This is a genomic window from Petroclostridium xylanilyticum (genome assembly GCF_002252565.1).
GTDB lineage: Bacteria > Bacillota > Clostridia > SK-Y3 > SK-Y3 > Petroclostridium > Petroclostridium xylanilyticum.
Genome location: NZ_NPML01000029.1, coordinates 89,510 through 115,596 on the forward strand (window position 1 = coordinate 89,510; position 26,087 = coordinate 115,596).

Sequence of the window (26,087 nt, forward strand, 5' to 3'; positions counted from 1 at the left end):
TATATAAATAAATATTTTTATTTATTCACCCGAGGTTTAATCTTCCAATGAAAATTTGCAATAAAACATGTTATACTTATATCGATAACCAATATAAATTAATGTAGTTATCGACGAAATTCGCGAAGTTTGTATTAAGGAAATAAGGGTTGATATGTATGAAGAGGCTATTATTTATTCTTTTATCGATTACTGTATTAGTTACCATAAGTGTAGCTTACTTTATGTGGCCGAACAATATGAGTGTCCCTCCTAATGATTCAGACCAGCCACGTTTGATTGTAGAAGGAGAAATCGCTAAGGGAAAAGGGGCACCCGTTATAGAAAATGGAGATATCCTGTTATCGTTACCTGTTATTAAAGAGTATATTGATCCAAAAGTTTACTGGGATAAAGAGAATAATAAGATCATTTTTACAACAGCTGATAAAGTTGTTAAAATGAAAACTGATCATCTTACTGCAATGATAAATGCACGTCCCGTAGATTTAAATATTCCTGCAAGACTAATTGATGGTGTACCCTATATACCGATAAAATTTCTAAGTGATATATTTGGCGTTGAAGTGAAATGGATAGAATCCACCAATGTAGTAATGATGGACTATGCAGGAAGCTTTAAGCTGGTGGCGGAAGTAGTGGCTGAAGGAGCAAAGATCCGTAAGAACCCGTCCATCAAATCACCTATACTTGTAAAGAATTTAAAAATAAACCAGACAATGCGTGCTTTTGATGAATATGAAAAGTGGTATAAAGTTAGGACCGAGGATGGAATCGTAGGGTATATTGAGAAGCGTTTCATAAAGGTGACACCGGTAAATGTAAAGGACAGTATGACGGAAAATATACCAAGGCAATCCTGGAAACCTGAAAAAGGTAAAATTAATCTAGTTTGGGAGTATGTGCACAAAAAAACACCGGATATGTCAAAGGTGAAAAAAATCAATGGATTGGATATAGTATCACCCACCTGGTTTACTATAGTAGATAAAAAGGGGACTGTAGCAAACAGGGCAGATGTTAAATACGTAGAATGGGCGCATAATAACGGCTACAAGGTATGGGGACTGCTCAGCAACAACTTTGATCCTGATCTTACTAGTGAAGTACTTAACAACACTGAGCTAAGAGAAAAGATTATCCAGCAGGTACTGTTGTATGCACAAATCTATAATTTGGATGGAATAAATATAGATTTTGAAAATGTTTATTTGAAAGATAGGGATATGCTTACACAATTTGTGCGGGAATTCGTTCCTATATTAAGAGAGCAGGGCCTGGTTGTCTCCATGGATGTCACTGTAAAGTCTGGAAGTGAAAACTGGTCTATGTTCTATGATAGGAAAGCCCTGGCTGAGGTTGTAGATTATATTGCTGTTATGACCTATGACCAGCATTGGTCTTCCAGCCCTATTGCAGGATCGGTTGCACAGTTAAAATGGGTGGAGAACAGCATAAAGGGAATATTAAAGGAGGTTCCGGCTCATAAGCTGCTGCTTGGGTTGCCCTTCTATACAAGGGAATGGAAAGAAGAAATAATAGATGGGAAGAAAAAAGTTACTTCTAAAGCTCTATCTATGGAAGCAGCACAGAAAATTATAAAGGAAAAGAAAGCTGATGTTACCTGGGATGAAGAAAGCGGGCAGTACTACGCCCAGTATCAGGAAGGACAAGCTGTCTATAAAATCTGGCTGGAGGATGCAAAGTCCATTAATTTAAAATCTTCCCTGGTGCACAAGTACGATCTTGCCGGTGTAGCTTCCTGGAGGAGGGGATTTGAAAGTGAAGACATTTGGGCGGTATTGTTGGACAACCTGAAAGAAAAGCAAAATTATACACAATGGGCAAGGGCAAATGGGTTTGATGATAAAGTATTTGATTAGTATTTATAATATTGGCACAAGAAAACCTCCGTTGTTTATCTCGGAGGATGAATTGTGCCTTTAATTTTTAGGCTAAATGCCTAAAAATTAAACATTCTTGTGTATTTTTCAATGACATATTTCATACCTTCTTCGATTAAGTCGTTAGCATTGACTTTTAATTTAATAGCCAATATTTTAATTTCAGTATATAAATCTTCATCTATTGTTGTATTAATATTTTTTCTTGCCATTTTAAGCACCTCCTAAATAGTATAAATTAATTTTACCACATAGTTGACCATGTATCAATGACATGTTAAGATAAATACATAGATAAAAATGTAAAGGAGGTGCAAAAAGTGAAATTAGCATTCAAATTTAAACCTAAATTAAACGAAGAACAATTAAAGATTATAGAAGAATTATCATTTCATACAACAAAACTCTATAACATAGTTAATTATGATTTAAGAGAAAATGGATTTAAGCCTTATGTTGAAATTGAAAAGATATATAAAAATAATTGGCACTGTGATTATTTGCATAGCCATACAAGACAACATTGTTTTAAAGTGGTAGAGCAAAATTGGAAATCTTATTTTGCAAGTATTAAAGATTATAAGGAGAATAAAAGTAAATATAATGGAGTTCCAAAACCTCCAAAATTTAAAAATACAGATAAAAGAAAGAATGAGATTATATTTACCAATCTTGCTATAAGATTTAAAGAAAATAGGCTAATGCTATCTCTTTCCAAAACAGTTCAGAAAAAATTTGAGGTAGAGAGTTTAAATTTTGAGGTTTCAGATAAACTTCAAAGCCTTATAAATTGGGAAGAGATACAACAAGTAAGAATTAAGTGGGATAATTCTTTAAAACAATGGTATTTAATTATAATTTACAATAAGCAAGAATTAGAAAAAGCAAAAGAAACTAATGTTATGGCTATAGATTTAGGTTTAGATAATCTTGCAACGGTAACATTTAAAGAAGGTAATCAAAGTTACTTGTTTTGTGGTTAAAAACTTAAAAGTATAAATGCTTTTGTAAATAAGAAAATTTCTTATTATCAAAGTATTGAAATGAAAAAAATAGGTTCTGATAAATTCAAAAATACTAAAATGATTAATTCATTAAGAAGATACAGAGAAAATTATATCAATGATTATCTTCATAAAGTAAGTAAAAATATTATAGATAAAGCAATAGAGCATAATGTTTACAAAATTGTTATAGGCAAAATTGAAGGACTTAAACTAAATATGAATTATAATAAATCGTTTGTTCAAATACCTATACAAAAATTAGTAGAACTAATTAAGTATAAGGCTAAATTACAAGGGATTGAGGTTAAATTTAAGGAAGAGAGTTATACAAGTGGATGCAGTGCTTTCGATTTAGAACCTATAAATAAAAAATACTATAAAAAAACTCGTAGAGTAGTTAGAGGACTTTTTAAATCAAACTTTGGATTAGTAAATGCAGATGTTAATGGAAGTTTAAATATACTAAGAAAAGAAGAGAAATGTATTCCCGAAATAGTAAAAACTATGAGGGATAAAGGGAGAGTGTCCTCCCCGTTGAGAGTAAGGGTTGCCTGTTAAGGTGGAAACTTAAATACCAAACCTCTCACGAAGTCACCGTTGCTTGTCTCGGTGGCAGTTCACAAAGCAGTCCGTATAAGCAATTACATTGAAGGGTATATCAATGAGCTCTTTTATATCAGTTAAAGCGAGGGCAGCTGGTCTTATAACCGTTTGGTGAATCAAGCAAGGATTATGAAAATCATAACTTTTGTCAGCATTCTTGCCATATTTTTGTTATGTCTTGCATTTGGGCTGGCATTTTCCAACTATCCATAATATGATCATATATGCTGTGGCAGCCGGAGGTCTGTCGGTAGGAAAGTTCTTCCTGGGCGGATTTGTTCTTCTATTTTTTATGGCACAGTAAGGCGATGGAGGGAGGAGAAAGGGGAATAGTAACTTATTGCAGACTGGTACAAGATTATGGTATTATAATTACAAGGTAATCGGATTTAAGCAGGGTGTGGTTGCCACCTCATTTCACTAAAGAAAGGAGGTGGTGCGGTATGACTACATATGAGGCAATATCTTTAATGATACAGTTTTCGGTTTTAGTTATATCGCTGATCTCCTTAATAATTGTTTTGGTTAAAACGATTATAAGGACAAAAAAATAATCACCCTGCCGCTAACAGGATGATTATTTTTAAATAATCCGTCTTGTGGCAACCGCACTTTGCGGTATTCCGATTGCCTTACTTATATTATAGCATAAAAGCTATAAAAGTAAACATCTGTTATCAGGCCTAAAAACCTATTTTTGCTTTAAAAAGAGCATTTAAGTTTATCCTTCTTATTTTTCTTTTCTTTTGTGCGTAAATAAAGCAAATAAGCAACCAATATCGTGTTTTCCACTTGCAATAAGAAAAGAAGATTATATTAATACTATCTTGTCTTTATCTGTTGCAAACCTATGTTTTTTATATAGTTCTTTCAGTTAGTTTGTTACATTGATATAATAAAAGTATATTAAATCACTGTAAAGAACTATAACAGTACTGTTCAATTTTGTCGATAATAATATCGTATAGATAATGTTTTATGAGGGGTTGCGTAGTTTGAATTTATTGAATATGTTTGCCAAGAAGAAAAAGATTGAATTTGATAAGAAAGTTTTGAGAAAGAATGATATTTCTCTTTTAATTGTTGATGAAAGATGGAATGCTCTTTTTAAAATTGAGGAGAAAACCAAAACAATTATAGAGCGTGAAGAAAAGTTAAAGGATCTATTAAAGGAGCAGTCACGTCTGTTCAATGAGAAAAAAGAAATCACCCATGCAAAAAAAATGTGTATGGATAGAATTATAAAGCTTACCGATGAAGCATACGAAAAAAATAATCCCTCAGCTTTAAAAGAAATGCAGGACTGCCAAAAAGAAATAACCCGGATTAATGAGCGGCTGATTGCTATAGAGCGGGAAGAAGAAATTATCCCGGACAGAATTAAGGAAGCAAACCTTGAGCTTTTGGAAGAAACGGTAAAAGCAGTCTATGTAAAAATCAGGACGGGTCAGAAAAGAATAGATGAGTTGGAATTAGAAATAGAAACGCTGAGAAACAGGTTAAAACAATGCATCAGCGAAAAAGAAGAGTTATCTGAGTTAGTTACAAATGCTTACTCCTACTTCCACGACCTACTAGGAGGAGAAGAACTGGAGCGGCTGGATAAGGAGTTCTTACCATAGCATAAGGAGTTGATTGAACATTGATAGTTGGTACTGGTATAGATATTGTCGAAATAGAGAGAATTTCCCGGGCAATACAGAGAAATAATGGATTTATCAGAAGATTTTTCACAATAAAAGAACAGCAGTATTTTGAAAGCAGAAGAAACCGCTACGAGGTTATAGCGGGTAACTTTGCTGCCAAGGAAGCCTTTTCAAAAGCATTAGGGACAGGAATAAGAAACTTTGCACTAAGGGATTTAGAAATATTAAGAGATGCTTTGGGGAAACCGTACATCAATTTATACGGTAGTGCCCTTAAAGCAGTCCAACAAATGGAGATAGGTAAATTTCATATTTCAATATCTCATTGTAAAAATTATGCTATTGCAAGTGTAATAGCCGAAAAGGGGTGATAATATGAAGGTGGCAGACTGTGACCAAATGAGAGAGATTGATCAGGCGGCTATTCATGAAATTGGAATACCCGGTATTATTTTAATGGAGAATGCGGCTTTAAGAGTGGTAGAAGAAATAAAAAATATTTTAGGGGAAGTTAATTATAAAAGTATAATCGTATTCTGTGGAAAGGGCAACAATGGCGGTGATGGATTTGCGATTGCCAGACATTTATTCAATGCAGGTGCTAATGTTTTGGTTGTACTAATTGCAGACAGAAATGAAGTAAAAGGTGATGCATTGACCAATCTGCAGATTATCGAGAATTTAGGTATAAAAATTGTACAGGTAGTGGACGAAGTTCATCTGGAAGAAATTGCTGCCAGCTTATATCTATGTGATTTGATTGTAGACGCTATTTTTGGGACGGGAATAAAAGGGAATATTTCCGGAACGGTAGCAGATATTATCCAGCTCATTAATTATTCAGGAAGATATGTTGTTTCAGTGGATATACCCAGCGGCATTAATGGTGATACGGGACAGATTTGTGGTGTATGTGTGAATGCAGATACAACGGTTACTTTTGCGTTGCCTAAAGTCGGTTTATTGAACTATCCGGCAGCAGATTATGTAGGTAAGCTTGTAATTGCAGATATATCTATTCCTGGTAGTATAATTGAGAGGCAGAATATAAATATTAATATCATAGAGAAAGAATATATTAAAGGGCTTATTCCGGCAAGATATAGCAATTCGAATAAAGGGGATTATGGAAAAATCTTTATTGTTGCCGGGTCAACGGGAATGACGGGAGCAGCAACGCTGGCAGGGTTGGCTGCTATAAGAAGCGGTTCTGGATTGGTTACCGTAGGGATACCTAAAGCTCTTAATGCAATAATGGAAGTAAAACTGACGGAAGTGATGACCTTTCCATTGGAGGATGAAGGGCGAGGAACCCTTTCTCATTCCTGTATCCATCAAATTATTGAAAAAATGAATAAGGCGGATGTAATGGTATTTGGTCCTGGCCTCTCAACCGATGCAAGCATACCGGATATATTAAAGGATGTACTAAAGCAGTCGGATATACCTATAATTATTGATGCAGATGGTATAAATGCACTGGCGAAGAATATAAATGTATTAAAGGAGTGTAAATGTCCTGTAGTGATAACGCCACATCCAGGGGAAATGTCCCGTCTAACGGGGCTGGGCATTCAGCATATACAGGCAAATAGAATTGAAACCGCCAGAAACTTTGCAAAAGATTGGAATATCACTGTAGTATTAAAAGGAGCGAGGACTGTGGTTGCCTTACCGGATGAAGAGGTATTTATCAATTGTACAGGAAATGCAGGTATGGCTACAGGCGGAACAGGGGATGTCCTTGCCGGTATTATCGCATCGTTGGCAGGGCAAGGTCTGGGTGTTAGTAAAGCTGCAATTGCCGGTGTATATATTCATGGACTTGCAGGAGACATCAGTGCTGAAACTAGAGGAGAACATGGACTCATAGCAACGGATTTGATAGAAGCATTACCCAGCGTTATTCGACAGTTGGTTGCCGGAAATTAAGCCTCTTAGGAGGAGAAAGTATTTGAAAGTTAGAGAAATTATGAAGAGAGATGTTATAACGATAAGAAAGGATGCCACTATAGAAGAAGTAGTCCATACATTGGTTGATAACGGGATAACAAGTATACCGGTTGTAGATGAAGACAACCGTGTTATTGGAATTATTTCAGAGAAGGATTTGATATATAAGGATATAAACCCTTCCATGCCGGCAAATGTAGAGTACTTAGGAGGAATTATATTCCTGGATGGGGTGGATGAATATCAACAAGAGCTAAAAAAATTAACAGCTACCAAAGTGGAGCAAATGATGAGTATGGATGTAATAACTGTAAATGAGGAAGATAGTGTCAACGAAGCAGCACGAATCCTTGCACATGAACATATTAGCAGTGTACCTGTTGTGCGGGGGGACAAATTGGTTGGAATAGTGAGCAGCACTGATATTGTCAGGACATTGATTCAGTAATAGTGGGCAGTGGACAGTGGGCAGTAAAAATAATAGCGTTATTGAGAACATTCAATTAACTCCTCACTCCCCACTAATAAAATAGTACTATCAGCAACACACGGGGACAGGTCCTCTGTCTTGTAAAAACCGCACAAGACAGGAGGTCCAGTCCCCAAGTCACATTCCTTCTTTCGTGCTCTTATGTAATGTCTTTGATGCAACTTATATAGAGGTATATTATTTAAGTAAAATTGAAGGAGGTAAACTATTGGAGAAGTGTAAGTATCTTCTACTATTACTTACACTAATGACAATCCTGTGTTCATGCAGTCAAAAAGAAAAGAACGCAGATGCATACACAAGAATATATGAAAAATATAAAGACATCAAAAGCTACCAATGTATTATGACAATAAACATATCAAGCAACAAAACAGTAAAACAGTATAAGATTAAACAATATTACAAATCTCCCGATAATTATAAAGTTGAGGTGTTGGAGCCGGAAGAAATCAAAGGGCTGGTTACCGTATATTCAAATAGCTGTGTTACTACTATCCAGCCTGAAATTGAGGGTAAATTTACGTTATTGAATTTTAACCCGGTTGGTGAATCCTACATTTTTTTACCGGACTTTTTGGAATCATATTATAAATCAGAGCAGACTTCGGTGATGACAATGCGGGAGCAAGAAAGCAGGTATACGGTGTTAAAGGCGGATATCCCGGGTAATAACCCTTATAGGTTCAGCCAGAGCATGTGGATTGATAATCAATCCCTTCTGCCTGTAAAAATGGAGGTATATGATATAAAAAACAAACCGGTAATTTCAATACGGTTTGATGAATTTGAATTTAATGCAAAACTTGAGGATGAAGTTTTTCAAATAGACTAACGGGGGTTAATCGATGTCAGATTTTTTAAAACGAGTATGGGCTGAAGTCAATTTGGATCATATTGCCCATAATATGAAGGAAATTAAAAGAATAACTACAGAAAGTACAAAAATATTAGCAGTGGTAAAAGCAGATGCATATGGACATGGTTTTTTAGAGGTTTCCAGAACCCTATTAGCAAATGGTGCTGACAGGCTGGCTGTTGCTTTCCTCGATGAGGCTAAACAATTACGTAATCATGGAATTGACGTGCCTATACTGATATTGGGGTATACACCGGAGCAATGGGTGAAAGATCTGGTTGAACTGGATATAACCCAAACAGTTTACAATTTTTCTTTGGCAGAGACAATCTCACAAGCCGCAGTATCAAGAAATAAAAAGGCGAAGATTCATCTAAAAATTGATACAGGCATGACGAGATTGGGATTTGCGTGTGAAGATAATACAATAAAAACCATTTTGGATATTGCCCGGCTGCCGGGAATAGAAATTGAAGGAATATTTACTCATTTTGCTTCCGCCGATGAGAAGGACCCGGGTTTTACCCGATATCAATTCCAAAAATTTATGTTTATATGCAGCAAGCTGGAAAATAACGGCCTTTATATACCTATTAAACATGTATGTAATAGTGCAGGCATCATGCAATTTCCGGAGATGCATCTGGATATGGTAAGGCCGGGAATTATCCTATATGGGCTATATCCATCTGATGAAGTGGATAAACAAAAAATACTTCTTAAGCCTGCAATGGCATTAAAAGCAGCTGTTACTCACCTGAAAGAGGTGAAGGAAGGAATTCCTGTAAGTTATGGAAGGGTATATACAACAAGGAAAAGAACTTGCATTGCAACCGTGCCTGTAGGATATGCAGATGGCTTTTCCAGGGCATTGACAGGTAAAGTAAAAATGATAGCAGGTGAAAATATTGTTCCTGTTATAGGAAGAATATGTATGGATCAGTGTATGATAGACGTCACAGATGTAAAAAATATTAATATTGGTGATGAAGTTGTAATATTTGGCAGCAGGAATGGTTTGAATATACCTGTAGAAGACATTGCAAAGGTATTGAATACAATAAACTATGAAGTAGTGTGTGCCGTAGGAAAACGGGTGCCAAGAGTATATATAAAAAATGGGGAAATTGTAAAAGTACTTAATTATATTATATAGAATGAAAGAGTGGGGAGTGGACAGTGGGGAGTTTATTAGAATTTTTCCCGTACTCCTCACTAAAAATTTTAAATTGACTTGTACTATAAAGAGAGTATATAATATTATATATCCGTGTGTATATAGTTTTATATCTGATGGAAAATAGTTAGTGAAAGCAATTAATAATTCTTAATTATTAACTGCTTTACTGATTTCCCTTAAGTAATTTCGAGAATGGGGGCTTGGTTGTTTTGGCACATCTGAAAAAAATATTAGTAAGTCTTCCTGACAGTCTTTTGCAGGAAGTCGATTCGATTGTAACGGTGGAAAAAATTAATCGCAGTGAACTGGTTAGAGAAGCTATGAAACTTTATATTAGGGAAAGAAGAAGAATTGAAATGAGAGATAAAATGAAAAAAGGCTATCAGGAGATGGCAGAGATTAACCTAAAGTTAGCGGAGATGTGTTTTGATGCGGATAGTGAGTTGCAGTTGAATTATGAGGAAAAACTAGCGGAGTGTGAATAAAGTGATTGTTAAAAGAGGAGATATTTATTATGCCGATTTAAGTCCTGTCATTGGTTCGGAACAGGGTGGTATACGACCTGTACTCATTGTACAGAATGATGTTGGCAACAAATACAGTCCGACGGTTATAGCAGCGGCCATAACTTCTCAAATCAATAAAGCTAAATTACCCACACACATAGAAATAGACGCGCAAGAATATGGTCTATCCAAAGATTCCGTTATTCTTTTAGAACAAATCAGGACCATAGATAAAAAAAGATTAAAAGAAAAAATAGGCCACCTGGATGATGAACTTATGGAAAAAGTCAATGAGGCACTAAGTATTAGTTTTGGTTTGGTGGACATATAAAATTTAGATTAAGATTAAGAAAAACTAACCTCAATCTTAATCTTTTAGGGAGTAAGAGGGGGATAACAGATGAAAATGTATTTGAAAGGTACAAGGAAGATGGTTTTATTTATATCAATTATTGTATTAGTTATGATAGGCTTCCAGGTAGTATACGGAGTAGGTGCAGAGCCTGGTTCTCAAGATGATCCTGTTATTACTCAAAGTTATCTTGAAGAAATTGTCGTACCACTCATTAGAGAAGATATAGATGGAAAAATAGCTGCTTTAACAAAGAGAATAGATGAACTGGCAGTACAAAAACCAGGCCAGTCGGGGCAACCAGATAAGTTTATGGTTGTTAGTGTTAAACCAGGGCAAAAGTTGATCGGAGGGGCTGGTACAGAACTAATTCTGCGTATGGGTAAAGCTACAATAATTGCTACGCAGAAAGGCGGATTGGCAGATACTACTACGGGTGTTGACCTTCAAAACGGAGCACCAATGCCGGCAAACCACCTGCTAATTGTTCCTGTAGATGATGGAAGAGGATTTACTGCAAATGAAGATGTTTTAGTAATGGTGAAAGGTACATATACGATTCAGTGATACATAGAAATAGTAGTACATACTTTAAAAGTTTTAGTAATAGAATATTGCTTAATGATAAAAAGAGTCTATGTAGACTCTTTTTTTGTGTTTTTGAACATGAGAATAATTTTAAATAAAGGAATAGTACCAATCGGGTCAATTAACAGTCAATTTTTTTGACAATCTATTTGCAAAACAAAAAACATATGCTATAATAAACTTGTACGTACAACATTATCTTGTTTTTAACAAGGAGTATTATATGCAATTATCGGATACACCTAAATATTTACAACTCAAAGAATTTATTAAAGGCCTTATTCAACATAATCAGTTAAAGCCGGGAGAAAAAATTTATTCTGAGAATGAACTGGCAGAGAAGTTTAGCATCAGCCGGCATACTGTCCGTCAGGCAGTTGGTGAACTGGTGAATGAAGGCTGGTTATATCGCTCGCAGGGTAAAGGCACTTTTGTGGCAAGGCAGCCTAATATTCAAAAAGAAAGAAGCAAGATTATTGGTGTAGTGACAACATATCTGAATGATTATATTTTTCCCAGTATTATTAAAGGCATTGATGTCGCCCTTAGTTCTAAAGGTTACAGTATAGTGCTTGGGCACACCAATAGTGAGATAGAAAAGGAAAGAGCATGTTTAAACAACTTGCTGGATAAAAATATTGATGGATTGATTGTTGAGCCAACCAAGAGTGCTCTTCCTAACCCCAATCTGGATATTTACAGGGAACTAAGCGCGAAAGGAATACCCATCATATTTATTCACGGATATTACAGTGATTTGCACTATTCATATGTTATTGAAGATGATATACTGGCAGGGTATCTGGCAACTAAACATCTTATAGATCTTGGACATGATCACGTGGTTGGTATTTTTAAGGTTGATGATATTCAAGGGCATGGCCGTTTTAAAGGTTTTACAAAAGCCTATAAAGAGAAGGGCTTACCTATACAAAACCATTCTGTGATCTGGTTTTCAACTGAAGACAAGGATACAATGTTTGACAGCAGCAGGTATGATGAACTATTGATGAATAGGCTGGAGAATTGTACTGCCTTGGTATGCTATAATGACCAGATTGCTATAAAAATAATTGATATGCTTAGAAAAAGGGGGATAAAAGTTCCTCAAGATATTTCAATTGTGAGTTTTGACGATTCGGACATTTCTACGGCGACAGAAGTCAAACTGACAACGGTAGCCCACCCTAAAGAGAAACTCGGGGAAAGGGCAGCAGAGCTTTTGGTAGCCATGATTGAAGGTAAGGAAATTCATGTAGAAGAAATAATGGAACCAAAATTAATTGTAAGAGAATCTACCAGACGGTGGATGAAATAAAAATTTAATTTAAAGCAGGAATTTTACATGTGCATGTAGAATAAATATATTATAAGTTGTACGTACAAGTATGTGATAAAAGTTTAAATTTATTAACGAAAATTCACTTTAATAGTTATTTTTTAAATTTCAAACAGATAATGATAAAACTCATTTAAAAATTTAAAGGAGGTAAGCAAATGGGAGAAAAGAAGTATAGTATTGGTGTAGACTATGGTACCCAATCAGGAAGGGCGGTACTGGTGGAGGTAGACACCGGAAAAGAAGTAGCAACAGCTGTAAAACAATATACCCATGGGGTAATGGACGAGTACTTGCCGGATGGAGTGACAAAGCTGGAGCCGGACTGGGCATTGCAGCATCCTGCTGATTACCTGGAGGTGCTTGAGGTAACTATTCCTGCGGTATTAAAAGAGGCAGGAGTAAATGCAGAGGATGTAATAGGAGTAGGCATAGACTTTACAGCATGCACAATTCTTCCTACAGACAGCGAAGGTACTCCTCTATGTTTTAAAGATGAATACAAATCCAATCCTCACAGCTACGTAAAGCTGTGGAAGCACCATGCGGCACAGGATGAAGCCAACAAGCTTAATGAGATTGCAGAAAAAAGAGGGGAAAATTTCTTAAAAAGATATGGAGGAAAGATCTCATCTGAATGGCTCGTACCAAAAGTATGGCAGGTATTAAACGAGGCTCCTGAAATCTATGATGCAGCGGATAGGTTTATGGAAGCTACTGACTGGGTTATCCTGCAGCTTACCGGTGAAGAAAAGAGAAACAGCTGCACCGCAGGGTATAAGGCCATCTGGCATAAACAGGAAGGATATCCTTCAAAAGAATTCTTTAAGGCTCTGGATCCAAGATTAGAGAACCTGGTAGAAGAAAAGCTCAGCACCGATATTTATCCTCTGGGAGGGAAAGCAGGAGAAATCACAGAAAAGGCTGCAAAACTTACCGGGTTAAAACCAGGAACAGCAGTAGCCATAGCAAATGTAGATGCCCATGTAGCAGTTCCTGCCGTAGGTATTACGGAACCGGGTAAGATGCTTATGATTATGGGTACATCTACCTGTCATATGTTACTTGGAACAGAAGAAAAGATGGTACCGGGTATGTGTGGGGTAGTAGAAGATGGAATCATCCCGGGTTATAAGGGTTATGAAGCCGGACAATCCTGCGTAGGAGACCATTTTGAATGGTTTGTGGAAAACTGTGTACCTGCCTCCTATACCAAAGAAGCTGAGGAAAGAGGCATCAATATTCATAAACTCCTAAGAGAAAAGGCAGCAGCTCTAAAAGTAGGAGAAAGCGGCCTGGTAGCACTGGACTGGTGGAACGGTAACCGTTCGGTACTGGTAGATGCGGACCTTACCGGTGTTATCGTAGGATGCACATTGCTTACAAAGCCGGAAGAAATCTATCGGGCACTCATAGAAGCTACAGCTTATGGGACCAGGATGATTATAGAAACCTTCCAGCAAAATGGGGTACCTATTACCGAACTTTATGCTGCAGGAGGTATTGCAGAAAAAGATGAACTCATGATGCAGATTTACTCTGATGTAACCAATATGGAAATAAGGATATCGGCATCACCTCAAACCCCTGCATTAGGATCTGCAATGTTTGGAGCAGTAGCCGCAGGAAAAGAAAGAGGCGGATATGACAGCATTGTCGATGCGGCAAAGATAATGGCAAAAGTAAAAGAAAAATATTACAAGCCAATTCCTGAAAATGTAGCAGTCTATGACAAGTTATATGCTGAATATAAGAAGCTCCATGACTACTTCGGACGTGGAGAAAATGACGTGATGAAGAGATTAAAGGAAATAAAGAAGGAAGTTGTAAAATAATTAACAGTTTTGCTGGGCAATTCAATAATTTATATAAAACGATTATAGGAGGGTCTAAGATGATAAATGTACCTGAAGTAAAACTTGGCATTGTAGCCGTTAGCAGAGACTGCTTTCCTGTTACACTGAGTGAACAAAGGAGGGCAGCAGTTGTAAAAGCTTGCAGCGAAAAAAACATTTCAATTCAGGAGGTCAAGACAACCGTTGAAAATGAGAAGGATGTGTTGAAAGCGCTGGATGAATTGAAAGAAGCTGGTGTCAATGCACTGGTTGTATATCTTGGGAATTTCGGTCCGGAAGGTCCTGAAACCATGATTGCACAAAAATTCGACGGTCCTGCAATGTTTGCTGCTGCTGCAGAAGAAACCGAGAGCAATCTTGTTAACGGGCGTGGTGATGCATACTGCGGTATGCTCAATGCTTCATATAATCTGGCATTGAGAGGACTAAAACCTTATATTCCTGAATATCCTGTAGGAACAGCAGATGAAATCGCAGATATGATTTCTGATTTTGAAGATATTGCCAGGGTGATTCTTGGTCTTAAAAAGCTTAAAATCATCAGTTTCGGACCAAGACCACAGGATTTTCTTGCATGTAATGCGCCAATAAAGCCGCTGTATGATCTCGGAATTGAGATTATGGAAAATTCCGAACTGGATTTATTTGAAAGCTTTAACAATCACAAGGATGACCCCAGAATTGCTGAAGTTGTTAAAGAAATGCAGGAAGAGCTTGCCGACGGAAACGGGTATCCTGGAATATTGCCAAAGCTTGCCCAGTATGAGATAACGCTTAAAGATTGGATGGAAAAAAATCTTGGCGCTTCCGAGTATGCAGTATTTGCAAATAAATGCTGGCCGGCTTTCCAGACACAGTTTGGTTTTGTACCGTGCTATGTAAATTCAAGATTTGCTTCACAGGGCATACCTATTGCCTGTGAAACCGATATCTATGGAGCATTAAGCGAATACATCATCACTTGTGCTACAAACCTCCCGGCAACGCTTCTTGACATCAATAATACCGTGCCGAAGGATATGTATGAAAACAACAAAGAAATAGCAGGTGCTTATAAGGCCAATGACCTGTTTATGGGATTCCACTGCGGGAATACTCCAAGCTGCTGTATGAAGAATTGTTCAATGAAATACCAGTTAATTATGCATAGATTGCTGGAGCCTGACAAGGAGCCCGATATCACAAGGGGTACCCTGGAAGGTATGATAAGACCTGGCGATATTACTCTCTTCAGGCTGCAAAGTACTGCTGACTGCAAGCTCAGAAGCTATATAGCCCAGGGTGAGGTTCTTGACATAGATCCAAGATCTTTTGGCGGCATAGGAGTTTTTGCTGTCAGTGAAATGGCCAGATTCTACAGGCATGTTTTAATCGCCAAAAATTATCCTCATCATGCCGGGATTGCATTTAAGCACGCGGGCAAAGTGTTGTTTGCAGCAATGAAAATGCTGGGCGTAGAAGATGTTGCTTTCAATCAGCCTGCGTCAATGCTCTACAAGGATGAAAACCCATTTAAGTAAAGTGGATAGTGAGGAGTGGGGAGTAAATCAGTAATCAGACTGAAAAACATGCTCCCCACTATCCACTCCTCACTCCCCACTATTTTGTAATCGAGGTGGAAAAATGTTAAAAGAGTTAAAAGAGCAAGTGTGGCTGGCAAACCTGGATTTACCCAAATATAGCCTGGTAACTTTTACATGGGGAAATGTAAGCGGAATAGATAGAGAAAAGGGTTTAATTGTGATCAAACCAAGCGGTGTACCCTATGATGAATTGAAAGTGGAACATCTTGTTGTCCTTGACATGGAAGGAAACCAGGTAGAGGGAAAACTAAGGCCTTCGTCTGATACACCTACCCACGTAGTACTTTACAGGGCATTTTCTGACATAGGCGGTATTGTACATACCCATTCACCGTGGGCCACAAGTTGGGCACAGGCCGGAAGGGGAATTCCCGCATTGGGTACTACCCATGCCGATTATTTCTATGGAGAAATACCATGTACCCGTAAAATGACAGTACAAGAAATCGAAGGAGAATACGAAAAACAAACAGGCAATGTGATCGTAGAAACCTTTAAAGATATAAATCCTTCCTATATTCCAGGAGTCCTGGTGAATAACCACGGGCCGTTTGCATGGGGAAAGGACGCCCATGAAGCGGTTCACAATGCTGTAGTGATGGAAGAAGCAGCAAAGATGGCATTCCATACTTTTGCTTTGACGCCAGGAATTAAACCAATTGACCAGGTCTTGCTTGATAAGCATTTCTTAAGAAAGCACGGCGCGAATGCTTATTATGGACAAAAATAAATAATAATTATAGCCTTGTAAGGCATTTACTAGTAAAGACAATAGTAGATGCCTTATATTTATTGTTAACTTATTTGATTACCAGGTTTTTTAATACTATATAGTAATAAAGATATAAGTTTTTATTAAAGGACTCTGATGAAGTCTACCCTGCTTTAAAAAGTCTTATTATATTGGCATGAATAGCAGGTAGTATTTTACTTATCTCTTTAAAAAGCATACGGGTGTGACATCCGTGGAATACCGGAGAAAAACAGACAGATTTGTAGGGTTTGAAAAATAAAGTTAGAATTTTATGATGATACATAAAGGTGGATGCTTTATGAAGTTAAAAGAAACTATTATTGACCGGGTACTACAAACTTTAGCCCTTATTAGAAATCAAAGCCTGCAAAATAAAATTATTATTGTGGCTATTTTGCCTGCAATTATTTCTATGGTTATACAAAGTATCGTTTCTTTTAAATCATCCGCATATTTGATGTATAATGAAACACTCCTAACAAATGATAGAATGATGGATGATTTAAATGAAAAAATATATCAATATTTGCGTAATTTAGAGATGAACTTAGTTTCTATTTATAATTACGAAAATGAAATGAGTTTTCTTGAATCATTATCGGAAGGAAGGAGTAATGAGAAGGAATTTTTAGCGAATCTCGCCCAGAAATTATTTTTAGATAAGTTTGATTATAATGAAAATATTCTTGGAATATATATCTATTTAAGTAATAGAGAACTGGTAAGTTCATATAAACCAATTCACCGTTATTATTTTACCGACATTATTAGTGAGGCTAAAGGTATAAAATCAGACTCTATTCTTCAATATATGTCGGCTCCCGACTCGCAAGTTTTTATTGATTCATACTTTAACGAAAAATTAAATAAAAATATCTTAAGGCTGGGTGTTAAAATCAATCAAATATTCAAAAACAAATCTTTGGGTATTATGCTTGTAGATATTGATGATTCAAACTTAGCAAAGATTTTTAACAGATATCATATATACAGAAATCAGGCCATATGGCTACAACATTCTAATCATACCATTATCTACAGTACTGATAGTTCTCTTTATAAAAATCATACCGCCAATCCGTTGGCAAAGATATCAAATAGTAATGATATGGGTAAAAGGTATAAAATATCTGTGGTTAAGAAAGTCCCTAAATACGAGCTTGACTTGGTTAACTACTTTTCTATGCAATCTATTCAGGAGAATCTTGGACATACTACTAATACGCTTGTTTTAACAGTTATTTTTCTTAGTGTAATAGTATTGGTGTTATCTTATTTTCTGTCAATTACGGTGACCGCACCTGTTAAAACACTAATGGATACAATGGAAAAAGTAGAAAAAGGGAATATATCGGTAAGGGCAAATTTAAAAAGTAATGATGAAATTGGCAAACTGGCAAATAGCTTTAATTCAATGCTTGCAAAAATTGATGATTTAATCATCAGGGAATACAAAGCTACATTTCTAAAAAATGAGGCAGAGTTAAAGGCTCTTCAAGCACAAATCAATCCTCATTTTCTCTATAATACGCTGCAGGTGATGGGAAGTATAGCAAGGTCCCAGAAGATAAACAAGATCAGTGATATGTGTGCTGCCTTATCGGATATGTTTCGGTACAGTATAAACATGAAAGGAAATCTCGCTACAATTTATGAGGAAATAACACATGTTAAAAATTATCTATACATCCAGAATATCAGATTTAATAAAGAATTCAACGTTAGAGTATGCTGCAATATAGACCTGTATGAGTATGCAGTACCCAGACTAATTTTACAGCCACTTGTAGAAAATTCCATTGAGCACGGCTTAATGAGCAAAGCTGGAAAGAAATTAATAAAGATACAGATCTATGCCAGGGAAGATAAAATATACATTTTGGTTATTGATAATGGAATTGGGTTGGAAGAAGGTAAACTTAAAAATATAAAATTTCTTTTATCAAACAAGGATTCTACTACACTAGGTATGAATGGTTCGATAGGAATACTGAATGTTAACAATAGGATGCGTATACTATTCGGAAATGAGTTCGGTCTTAATATTTACAGCAAAAGAGGGAAAGGTACCCTGGTAAAGATGAAATTACCAATCCAGTCTAAAGATAATATTTCAAATTCAAAATCTTGAGAATAATTTCAACTGATGGAGATGAAAAAGATGTACAAGGTGTTGATTGCTGATGATGAATATTGGACAAGAGAAGATATAAAACATATTATCAACTGGGAAGAGATGGGGTTGCAAATAGTAGGTGAGGCGGAGGATGGCAGCCATGCAATTCAACTAATTGCTGAAACAAAACCTCACATACTTATTACTGATATCAGAATGCCTTTTATGGACGGCATAAAGCTGCTTGAAGAGATAAATAAAAATAATTATAAAATCCAAACGATTGTGATTAGTGGATATGATGAGTTTGATTATGTGAGGGGTGCTATGATTTTAGGAGCCTCTGATTATCTCTTGAAACCGATTAAAAAGATGGACTTAATCAATGTATTAATTAAGGTGGTAGAGAAAGTTGACCGTAGCCTGGTTGAACAAATCAATGAAATTGATACAAGGTCAAAATTAACTCAAGCAGCTTCCATCATCATTGATAGTACCCTGAGTCAGGCAATCTATAATGGGGTGATGGATAACACTGAGTTATTTGTTAAATTAAAAAGTTTTGGATTGACATTCAATTATGCCAATTATATCCTGGCTGCCGTAAAAATAAATGATTATAGATTTATTGTATCACAATATTTTAAAGATGATATGCACTTGCTGGTGTATGGTATTAAAAATATTGTTAATGAAATATTCAATGGTAAGGGGCATCTAGTGTTTCACAATCTTAACAGCATGAATGAAATTATCATTGTCCTGGACAGTGCAGCAGACAGTGAACAGTCTCATTTGTTTCACAAGCTTTTGAATAATTTGCGGTGTTTTATAGATGGAGAAATAGATATTGGTATAAGCAGTATAATGAATAATTTGAAAAATATTAAGAAAGCTTATGAAAGGTCAAAAATATCCCTAGATAACAAACCTTTCCGGAAATCCGGCATTATAATGAGATATGATAATGTATTTAAAGATAATATAAAAAAAGGAATTGATTTTGATAAAGAGAAAATTTTTGTGTATTCCCTGGATTCGTGTAATGAAAAAGAAATGCTAAAAACTTTCAATATGATTGTTTTTGAAAATAGAGCGCCTGAAAGGATAACTTTGGGAGAAGTTAGGCATAAGGTTTCCAGGTTGATGTCTATTATAAATAAAAAAGTAAGCGAGTTTGGTATCAATTTTGATGAAACATGCGCTGAAGAGCTAAGCGAGGTTCAAAATACAATTGAGAACTGCGATTATGACGGTTTGAATTCAGCAATGCAAAACCTGCTAAAAAATATAAAGAACTTTACTGCGCTAGAGAAAAGCAGTAAAAATATAAGAGCAGTCGTAATGGATATCAAGGAGTATATTGATAAAAATTTCTTTTTTGATCTGTCTTTATCGTCGCTGGCGGATATTTTTCATATAGAGAGTACCTATTTATCCAGGGCATTCAAACAGGAAACAGGGGAGAATATTACAAATTATATTTCAAAAATAAGAATGGAGAAGGCTGTAGAGTTAATAAAAAATCAAAAGATAAAGATAAGTGAAGCTGCTGCTCTGGTAGGTTATGAGGATTATGCTTATTTTAACAGGATTTTCAAAAAGTATACAGGAAAAAGTCCAAGAGAATTTTTCCTAGACATTTCAAAATAGTACAAGTATTATTCACAAAATAATCCTATTTTTAAGAGATATTTTGCTGTTATAATAAAAACATCACTAGAGTACTCTAGAAAATTAGAAATAGGAGGATGAAAGATGAAAAAGTTTCTATGTATTTTAGTAGTGTCCATGCTTGTCTTAAGTTTACTAGCTGGATGTGGTGGTCAAAAACAATCTGGTGAAACTACCAAAGCGACAGAAGAGAAAAAGGAAGAGCCAAAAAAGCAGGCAGAACCGGTCACCATTAAATTTTTTAATTGGTACAATAATGAAGGTGTACCTTATGCAGATAAATTGGTAGAACTTGTAAAAGAAAAAATGCCAAACGTAACGCTTGAACTTGAAATGGTTAACTGGGATACTATGCACCCGACTTTACAGACAAGGATTGCAGCAAATGAGGTTCCGGATCTAATTGATTTTAAAGGACAGGATATACCTAAATATGCAAAGGCCGGACATCTTATGGAATTAACGGGAAAGCCGTTCATGCAGGACCTGCCCAAAGCGGCTACTGAAGCGATTAAGGTAGAGGGTAAAGATTACGGTATTCCATATACTGCACTCTATCAGGGTGTTCTATATAATAAAAAAATATTTGCTGAGAACAGTATTGAAATACCCAAGACTTACGATGAATTAATGCAGATTGCAGAAAAATTACAGTCAAAAGGTATCACGCCGTTTGCTACTCATTTTAAAGATAACTGGAATATTGGAAACATCACAATGCAGTTTGCAATGTCTGAAGTATTTAATAAGAATCCAAGATGGGGCTACGATTTATACGAAGGAAAAGTTTCATTTGCTGAATCACCAGAGTATAGAGCCGTGTTTGAGCATGTTAAGGATGTATATAAATATACCTTTAAAGACACATATTCTATAGAATTAACAAAAAGTGATGAACTCTTTGCAAAAGGCAAAGCTGCAATGAACATAACTGGTACATGGAGCATAACCAATATAGAAGCAGTAAACCCGGAATTGGATTATGGTATTTTCCCATTCCCGGGTAAAGATCCAGGTGCAAAATTAATATTCGAACCTGATCATACATTTGCGGCAAGTGCTAAAACAAAGCACCCTGAAGAAGTTTTAAAAGTTCTTGAACTAGTAGCTACTGATAAAAAACTCGCCCAATTTTGTATAGATAACTTAAAAACTCACAGCCTGTTAAAAGATGTTATGCCAAGCACAAAATCTCCAGTCCTGAAAGATATAGATAATTACAAGAATAATAACCAGATTGTAGATGTCAGCATTGGCAATACACAGATTCTATGGCCATATCAGGAAGAGTATTCAAGGTATATTACAGAGTGGCTATTTGGTAAGAAGACCCTTGATGAAGCTTTAAAAGCTGCAGATGCATATAAAGATAAGGTAAAACTGAATTAAGAAAAAAGTGTATTTATTCAATGAGGGAATATATTTCTAAAGGTATATTCCCTCATTACTAAAATAAGGGAGTGTGAAATGAGGAATGAAAAACAATTCCCTGCGTAAATACTCTATTGTAAACGAATTCCAGTATATGATACTGCTGATTCCTGCCATGGTAGTTTTTACAGTAGGTATGATCATACCAACATTAATAGGAATTTATTATTCAATGACCGATTGGGATGGATTGGCCCAGGTGAAAAAATTTATTGGTTTTTCTAATTATATCAATATATTTAAAGATGGAAGATTCTATGCTTCATTAAAATTTACCGTACTTTTTACAATTTTTAATACTATTGTTCAAAATATTTTTGCGTTGTTGTTTGCAATAGCCCTTGACAGCAGCATTAAAGCTAAAAAGTTTTTTAGGACTATTATATTTACTCCTGCATTATTAAGTCCGATACTGTGCGGATTTATATGGTCCAGATTATATTCAGAGGTATTACCGGCTTTAAATGATATTTTAAAGACCAATATAAATTTTAACCTTTTTGGAAGTCCTGATACTGTTTTAATGGGATTAGTGATTACTAATAACTGGCAGTGGATAGGATACTGGATGTTGATTTATCTTGCAGCACTGCAGTCTATCCCAAAGGAGCTGTATGAAGCAAGTACTGTAGATGGTGCAAGAGGATATCATAAATTTTTGCATGTAACACTGCCACTAATAGCCCCTGCAATTACAGTATGCATTATCGGAATTACAACGGGTAGTTTAAAAGTATATGACCTCATTCTATCGGCCACAGGAGGAGGACCGGGGCACACATCGGAGTCTATCGTAATGTATATCTATAAATCGGCATTTAGTGCACAGCGGTCCGCATATGCTTCAGCCCTCTCTGTCATATTACTTATCGGTTTGCTTTTAATTGCAGTTATTCAATTAAAAGTGTTAAGAGAAAGAGAGGTGCAGTTATAGATGAAAGAAAAACAGAAATATACTGCCAACACTTTGATTCTACAAGTCATAATGACTGTTGTTATACTTTTTTACTTTGTACCTACGTATATAACCATTAATTACGCGTTTAAAGACACACAGGATAAATTTAATACTTCGCCCATTGAATTACCCACTAAATTGTTTTTTGGGAATTTCCTTACTGCTGTTAAAAAGATAGATTATTTTAGAAGCCTGGGAAATACTTTTATCATTACTACTTTTGCAGTAATTTTAATTATAATACTAAGTGGTATGGCAGCTTTTTCGCTTGCAAGAAGAAACAGCAAAATATATAAAGCATCATACTTATATTTTATATTAGGGATATTAGTACCATATCAGGCAATTTTAGTTCCACTTTATATCGTAGGAAAAAGGCTGGGGTTTGTGAATAATCTTGCGGGTGTAATATTTCTCTATACAGCGACCGGATTACCTTTTGGAGTATTTATGATGACCGGCTTTATGAAAACTGTGCCTATGCAATTGGAAGAAGCAGCTTTGATAGACGGGTGTTCTGTATTTGGGAGCTTTTGGCGTATTATATTTCCACTATTGAAGCCGGCAGCTGCAACCCTTGCGATACTCCAGTCTTTTCAAATCTGGAATGATTTTTTAATGCCTTTCCTGTTTTTACAGAAGATGGCTTTAAAGACACTAACTCTCAGGCAGTTTCACTTATTTGAACAATATAGGAGTGATCTTAGCACTGCATTTGCGGCAATTATTATTTCAACCCTGCCAATTATTATTTTCTTTACCGCAATGCAAAAATATTTTATAAAAGGCATTTCAATGGGGGCAGTAAAGGGGTGATAAGACAAAGGCAAATACCATTTTAGGTTTAAAAAAAGTTAGAATTTCTGACATTTATTTTTGAGAAAAGTAAAGATTCTTAAAATGTTCTTTCACTTTTCATATTTATAGTATTAGAATTAAATTATAAGGAGGGGGAACAGGCATGGCAAAAATTGCTATGATCGGTGCAGGAAGTATTGTTTTTGCAAAAAATTTAATAGTGGATATTCTTTCTTTTCCTGAATTATCAGGAAGTACTATTTCTCTTATGGATATCGACGAGGGAAGATTGGATATGATTAGCAAGCTGGCCCATAAAGTAGTTGCTCAAGAAGGCTTTAATGCTACTATTGAAGCTACTACTGACCGGAGACAGGCGCTGGAAGATGCAAATTACGTTATCCTTATGATACAGGTAGGAGGTGTCAATGTATACGAATATGATGTGGCCATTCCTATGAAATATGGCATCAAACAAGCAGTTGGAGATACGCTGGGCCCCGGAGGCGTTTTCAGGGCACTGAGAACCATTCCGGTATTTCTGGATATTTGCAAGGATATCGAGGAATTGTGTCCTGATGCTTTGATTTTAAACTATGTCAATCCGATGGCAATGAATTGTTGGGCATTAAATGCTGCTACCAATATTAAAAATGTAGGATTATGCCACAGTGTACAGGGTACATCGGAGGATATTGCCCGGTACATAGGTGCGCCTTACGAGGAGATTTCCTATAAATGTGCCGGAATCAATCACATGGCATGGTTCCTGGAATACAAGTGGAATGGCAAGGACGCCTATCCTTTAATTAAGGAAAAATATAATGACCCTGCCGTGTATAACCAGGATATCACCAAGTTCGAATTTTTAAAGCATTTTGGATATTTTGTAACCGAATCCAGTTATCATATGTCCGAATATGTGCCGTATTTTAGAAAAAAAGATGCATGGATTGACAAGATTAAAGGAATAGATTCATGGCTAAAGGATGATGAAGGTTCTTATCTCCATCGATGCCAGAGGTTAGCTAGTACTTTTTATGAAGATATGAACAAGATTGTTGATGCAAATAAGGTAGAAGTTAACAGGACCCATGAATACGGTGCATACATTATTCATGCAATAGAAACAGGAACACCTACCGTAATCAACGGTAATGTTGAAAACAAAGGATTAATTACCAACCTGCCCCAGGGTTGTGTGGTAGAAGTACCCTGCCTGGTGAATAAAAACGGTATACAGCCTACAGTGATTGGTGAACTGCCACCGCAACTGGCTGCCTTGAACCGCACCAACATCAATGTACAGGAACTGGCAGTAAAGGGATGCCTGGCCGGGGATAAAGAGCTTATTTACAATGCCATTATGACGGATCCCTTAACTTCAACCATCCTGGATATGGACGAGATTCGTGCTATGGTTGATGAGATGTTTGAAGCAGAAAAGGATTATCTGCCTCAGTTTAAATAAAATTTGATAATGCTTTTAGCTATATAAATAGGCCGTATACATAAATAAAATTATTTATGTATGCGGTATTTTTAACGAAACTGTAAATTTTGATAAAAGTTTTTACCAAACATCTTGTGTTATCGAAGAAGCAAGAGCATTGATTTAAAAAGTTGAAAATTCCTATAAAAAAGAGTATTTTAGCCTATTGTGCAAGCTTAAATATGGTGGAAAGAACGGTGCGAAATCACTGAAAAGCACTACGAGCGTCATCTGCATGAAAGCTACAGCAATTAAATCATTATTAATCAATTCCTGCACTTTTTCCGGTACACCTTCCCAGCGGTAGTCTTCATTAAAATCAGGGAAAGGATATTCAAGAACTTCTTCAACCGTCTCAAATTTCGCCATAGGATGGAGCATTTCCTGAAAATGAGCGATAGAGCCCTGGATGCCCATTACACCCCATTCGGGGTTCCAGTTTAACGGTTCTGCATTAGGTGGAAGGCTGTCATAGTATTTTGAAAAGTCAGTTTTCTTTTTGGTTTTATTTAACGCTACATAACGGATTGGAAATCCGAAATACTCCAGGTAATCCTGTGAACCTGTCTTTCTTTTAAATTCTTCAATATATGACGGGCATAAAACAAATTCAAAAGGTACACGTTCCGGGTTATCCCTCCGTAGGGCCCGTAAAACATTTTTTCTGTTTGTCATGGTAAAGTCCCCCTTTGTTTCTTTAATAAATTCGAAAAACTACAAGTTTTTTTGTCATTAATTATCTTATACAAAACATCATGGAAGAATTCAAAGCTCCATATGCAGGCTATCCTCAAAGTGCCCTGATTGCCTTTGGACGGTCGGTAGCCATAGGTATATTTGTAATAGTCATATACCTCAACAAGAGGCCCTGGCTGGATGAGAGCGTCTTAACAAGAGTTGATGAAGGCGGTGATGAGTAATGGAAATGGGTGCAAAATGTAATGAAATGGTACATAAAAATTTTCATTACATTTTACTCCCATTTCGTTACAAAATTA

Annotated in this window: 26 protein-coding genes; 24 read left to right on the forward strand and 2 right to left on the reverse strand. The window is 36.1% G+C overall.

Annotation, left to right across the window (positions count from 1 at the left end; genetic code table 11):
* Positions 1-158 precede the first annotated feature (158 nt).
* On the forward strand, positions 159-1,883 hold the full coding sequence (locus tag CIB29_RS16990; RefSeq protein ID WP_094551707.1) for a glycosyl hydrolase family 18 protein: 1,725 nt from the start codon (positions 159-161) through the stop codon (positions 1,881-1,883).
* An 80-nt stretch (positions 1,884-1,963) separates the two neighbouring features.
* Here CIB29_RS16990 and CIB29_RS16995 read toward each other — a convergent pair whose 3' ends face one another.
* Positions 1,964-2,116 carry a ribbon-helix-helix domain-containing protein gene (locus tag CIB29_RS16995; RefSeq protein WP_094548563.1) on the reverse strand — a complete coding sequence of 51 codons (153 nt, stop codon included), beginning with the start codon at positions 2,114-2,116 and terminating at the stop codon, positions 1,964-1,966.
* 108 nt (positions 2,117-2,224) lie between these two features.
* On the opposite strand from CIB29_RS16995, the gene CIB29_RS19340 reads away from it, so the two are divergent.
* From CIB29_RS19340 to melA, 22 genes are all read left to right on the forward strand, one after another.
* The gene (locus CIB29_RS19340) at positions 2,225-2,887 is read left to right on the forward strand and encodes a hypothetical protein (protein ID WP_242965317.1); all 663 of its coding nucleotides are present in this window, start codon (positions 2,225-2,227) and stop codon (positions 2,885-2,887) included.
* Positions 2,888-2,947: 60 nt separating this feature from the next.
* Positions 2,948-3,469, forward strand: a complete 522-nt coding sequence (locus CIB29_RS19345) for an IS200/IS605 family accessory protein TnpB-related protein (protein ID WP_242965318.1) — start codon at positions 2,948-2,950, stop codon at positions 3,467-3,469.
* 488 nt (positions 3,470-3,957) lie between these two features.
* A complete protein-coding gene (locus tag CIB29_RS19700; protein ID WP_278335879.1) occupies positions 3,958-4,068 on the forward strand; it encodes a putative holin-like toxin in 111 nt (36 codons plus the stop codon).
* 441 nt (positions 4,069-4,509) lie between these two features.
* A complete protein-coding gene (locus CIB29_RS17005; RefSeq protein WP_242965320.1) occupies positions 4,510-5,136 on the forward strand; it encodes a coiled-coil domain-containing protein in 627 nt (208 codons plus the stop codon).
* 20 nt (positions 5,137-5,156) lie between these two features.
* Positions 5,157-5,531, forward strand: coding sequence for a holo-ACP synthase (acpS, locus tag CIB29_RS17010; RefSeq protein WP_094551709.1), 375 nt, complete (start codon positions 5,157-5,159; stop codon positions 5,529-5,531).
* A gap of 4 nt (positions 5,532-5,535) precedes the next feature.
* Complete coding sequence (locus tag CIB29_RS17015) at positions 5,536-7,092, forward strand: NAD(P)H-hydrate dehydratase (RefSeq protein WP_094551711.1); 1,557 nt, start codon at positions 5,536-5,538, stop codon at positions 7,090-7,092.
* A gap of 22 nt (positions 7,093-7,114) precedes the next feature.
* Positions 7,115-7,561 (forward strand): CBS domain-containing protein, encoded by a 447-nt coding sequence (locus tag CIB29_RS17020; RefSeq protein ID WP_094551713.1) that lies wholly within the window; start codon positions 7,115-7,117, stop codon positions 7,559-7,561.
* 250 nt (positions 7,562-7,811) lie between these two features.
* Positions 7,812-8,438, forward strand: a complete 627-nt coding sequence (locus tag CIB29_RS17025) for a LolA family protein (RefSeq protein ID WP_157910353.1) — start codon at positions 7,812-7,814, stop codon at positions 8,436-8,438.
* A gap of 13 nt (positions 8,439-8,451) precedes the next feature.
* The gene (gene alr / locus CIB29_RS17030; protein ID WP_094551717.1) at positions 8,452-9,618 is read left to right on the forward strand and encodes an alanine racemase; all 1,167 of its coding nucleotides are present in this window, start codon (positions 8,452-8,454) and stop codon (positions 9,616-9,618) included.
* Positions 9,619-9,851: 233 nt separating this feature from the next.
* Positions 9,852-10,127, forward strand: coding sequence for a CopG family ribbon-helix-helix protein (locus CIB29_RS17035; RefSeq protein WP_094551719.1), 276 nt, complete (start codon positions 9,852-9,854; stop codon positions 10,125-10,127).
* A 1-nt stretch (position 10,128) separates the two neighbouring features.
* Positions 10,129-10,479, forward strand: coding sequence for a type II toxin-antitoxin system PemK/MazF family toxin (locus CIB29_RS17040; RefSeq protein ID WP_094551721.1), 351 nt, complete (start codon positions 10,129-10,131; stop codon positions 10,477-10,479).
* Between the two features lie 69 nt (positions 10,480-10,548).
* A complete protein-coding gene (locus tag CIB29_RS17045) occupies positions 10,549-11,067 on the forward strand; it encodes a hypothetical protein (RefSeq protein WP_094551723.1) in 519 nt (172 codons plus the stop codon).
* 244 nt (positions 11,068-11,311) lie between these two features.
* Complete coding sequence (locus tag CIB29_RS17050) at positions 11,312-12,406, forward strand: GntR family transcriptional regulator (RefSeq protein ID WP_094551725.1); 1,095 nt, start codon at positions 11,312-11,314, stop codon at positions 12,404-12,406.
* Positions 12,407-12,585: 179 nt separating this feature from the next.
* Complete coding sequence (gene araB, locus CIB29_RS17055; protein ID WP_094551727.1) at positions 12,586-14,262, forward strand: ribulokinase; 1,677 nt, start codon at positions 12,586-12,588, stop codon at positions 14,260-14,262.
* Between the two features lie 59 nt (positions 14,263-14,321).
* Positions 14,322-15,803, forward strand: a complete 1,482-nt coding sequence (locus tag CIB29_RS17060) for an L-fucose/L-arabinose isomerase family protein (RefSeq protein ID WP_094551729.1) — start codon at positions 14,322-14,324, stop codon at positions 15,801-15,803.
* Between the two features lie 103 nt (positions 15,804-15,906).
* Entirely contained in the window at positions 15,907-16,596 is a 690-nt protein-coding gene (gene araD / locus CIB29_RS17065; RefSeq protein ID WP_094551731.1) for an L-ribulose-5-phosphate 4-epimerase, read from the forward strand.
* A gap of 322 nt (positions 16,597-16,918) precedes the next feature.
* A complete protein-coding gene (locus CIB29_RS17070; protein WP_198543960.1) occupies positions 16,919-18,751 on the forward strand; it encodes a cache domain-containing sensor histidine kinase in 1,833 nt (610 codons plus the stop codon).
* Between the two features lie 30 nt (positions 18,752-18,781).
* Positions 18,782-20,389, forward strand: coding sequence for a response regulator transcription factor (locus CIB29_RS17075; protein ID WP_198543961.1), 1,608 nt, complete (start codon positions 18,782-18,784; stop codon positions 20,387-20,389).
* Between the two features lie 105 nt (positions 20,390-20,494).
* Entirely contained in the window at positions 20,495-21,799 is a 1,305-nt protein-coding gene (locus CIB29_RS17080; RefSeq protein WP_094551737.1) for an ABC transporter substrate-binding protein, read from the forward strand.
* Positions 21,800-21,884: 85 nt separating this feature from the next.
* Entirely contained in the window at positions 21,885-22,775 is an 891-nt protein-coding gene (locus CIB29_RS17085; protein ID WP_094551739.1) for a carbohydrate ABC transporter permease, read from the forward strand.
* Entirely contained in the window at positions 22,776-23,615 is an 840-nt protein-coding gene (locus CIB29_RS17090; protein ID WP_094551741.1) for a carbohydrate ABC transporter permease, read from the forward strand. It abuts the gene before it with no gap.
* Positions 23,616-23,760: 145 nt separating this feature from the next.
* Entirely contained in the window at positions 23,761-25,068 is a 1,308-nt protein-coding gene (gene melA, locus CIB29_RS17095) for an alpha-glucosidase/alpha-galactosidase (RefSeq protein WP_094551743.1), read from the forward strand.
* A 162-nt stretch (positions 25,069-25,230) separates the two neighbouring features.
* Here melA and CIB29_RS17100 read toward each other — a convergent pair whose 3' ends face one another.
* A complete protein-coding gene (locus tag CIB29_RS17100; protein WP_094551745.1) occupies positions 25,231-25,764 on the reverse strand; it encodes a hypothetical protein in 534 nt (177 codons plus the stop codon).
* An 80-nt stretch (positions 25,765-25,844) separates the two neighbouring features.
* On the opposite strand from CIB29_RS17100, the gene CIB29_RS19065 reads away from it, so the two are divergent.
* Complete coding sequence (locus CIB29_RS19065; protein WP_198543962.1) at positions 25,845-26,009, forward strand: hypothetical protein; 165 nt, start codon at positions 25,845-25,847, stop codon at positions 26,007-26,009.
* The last annotated feature ends 78 nt before the right edge of the window (positions 26,010-26,087 follow it).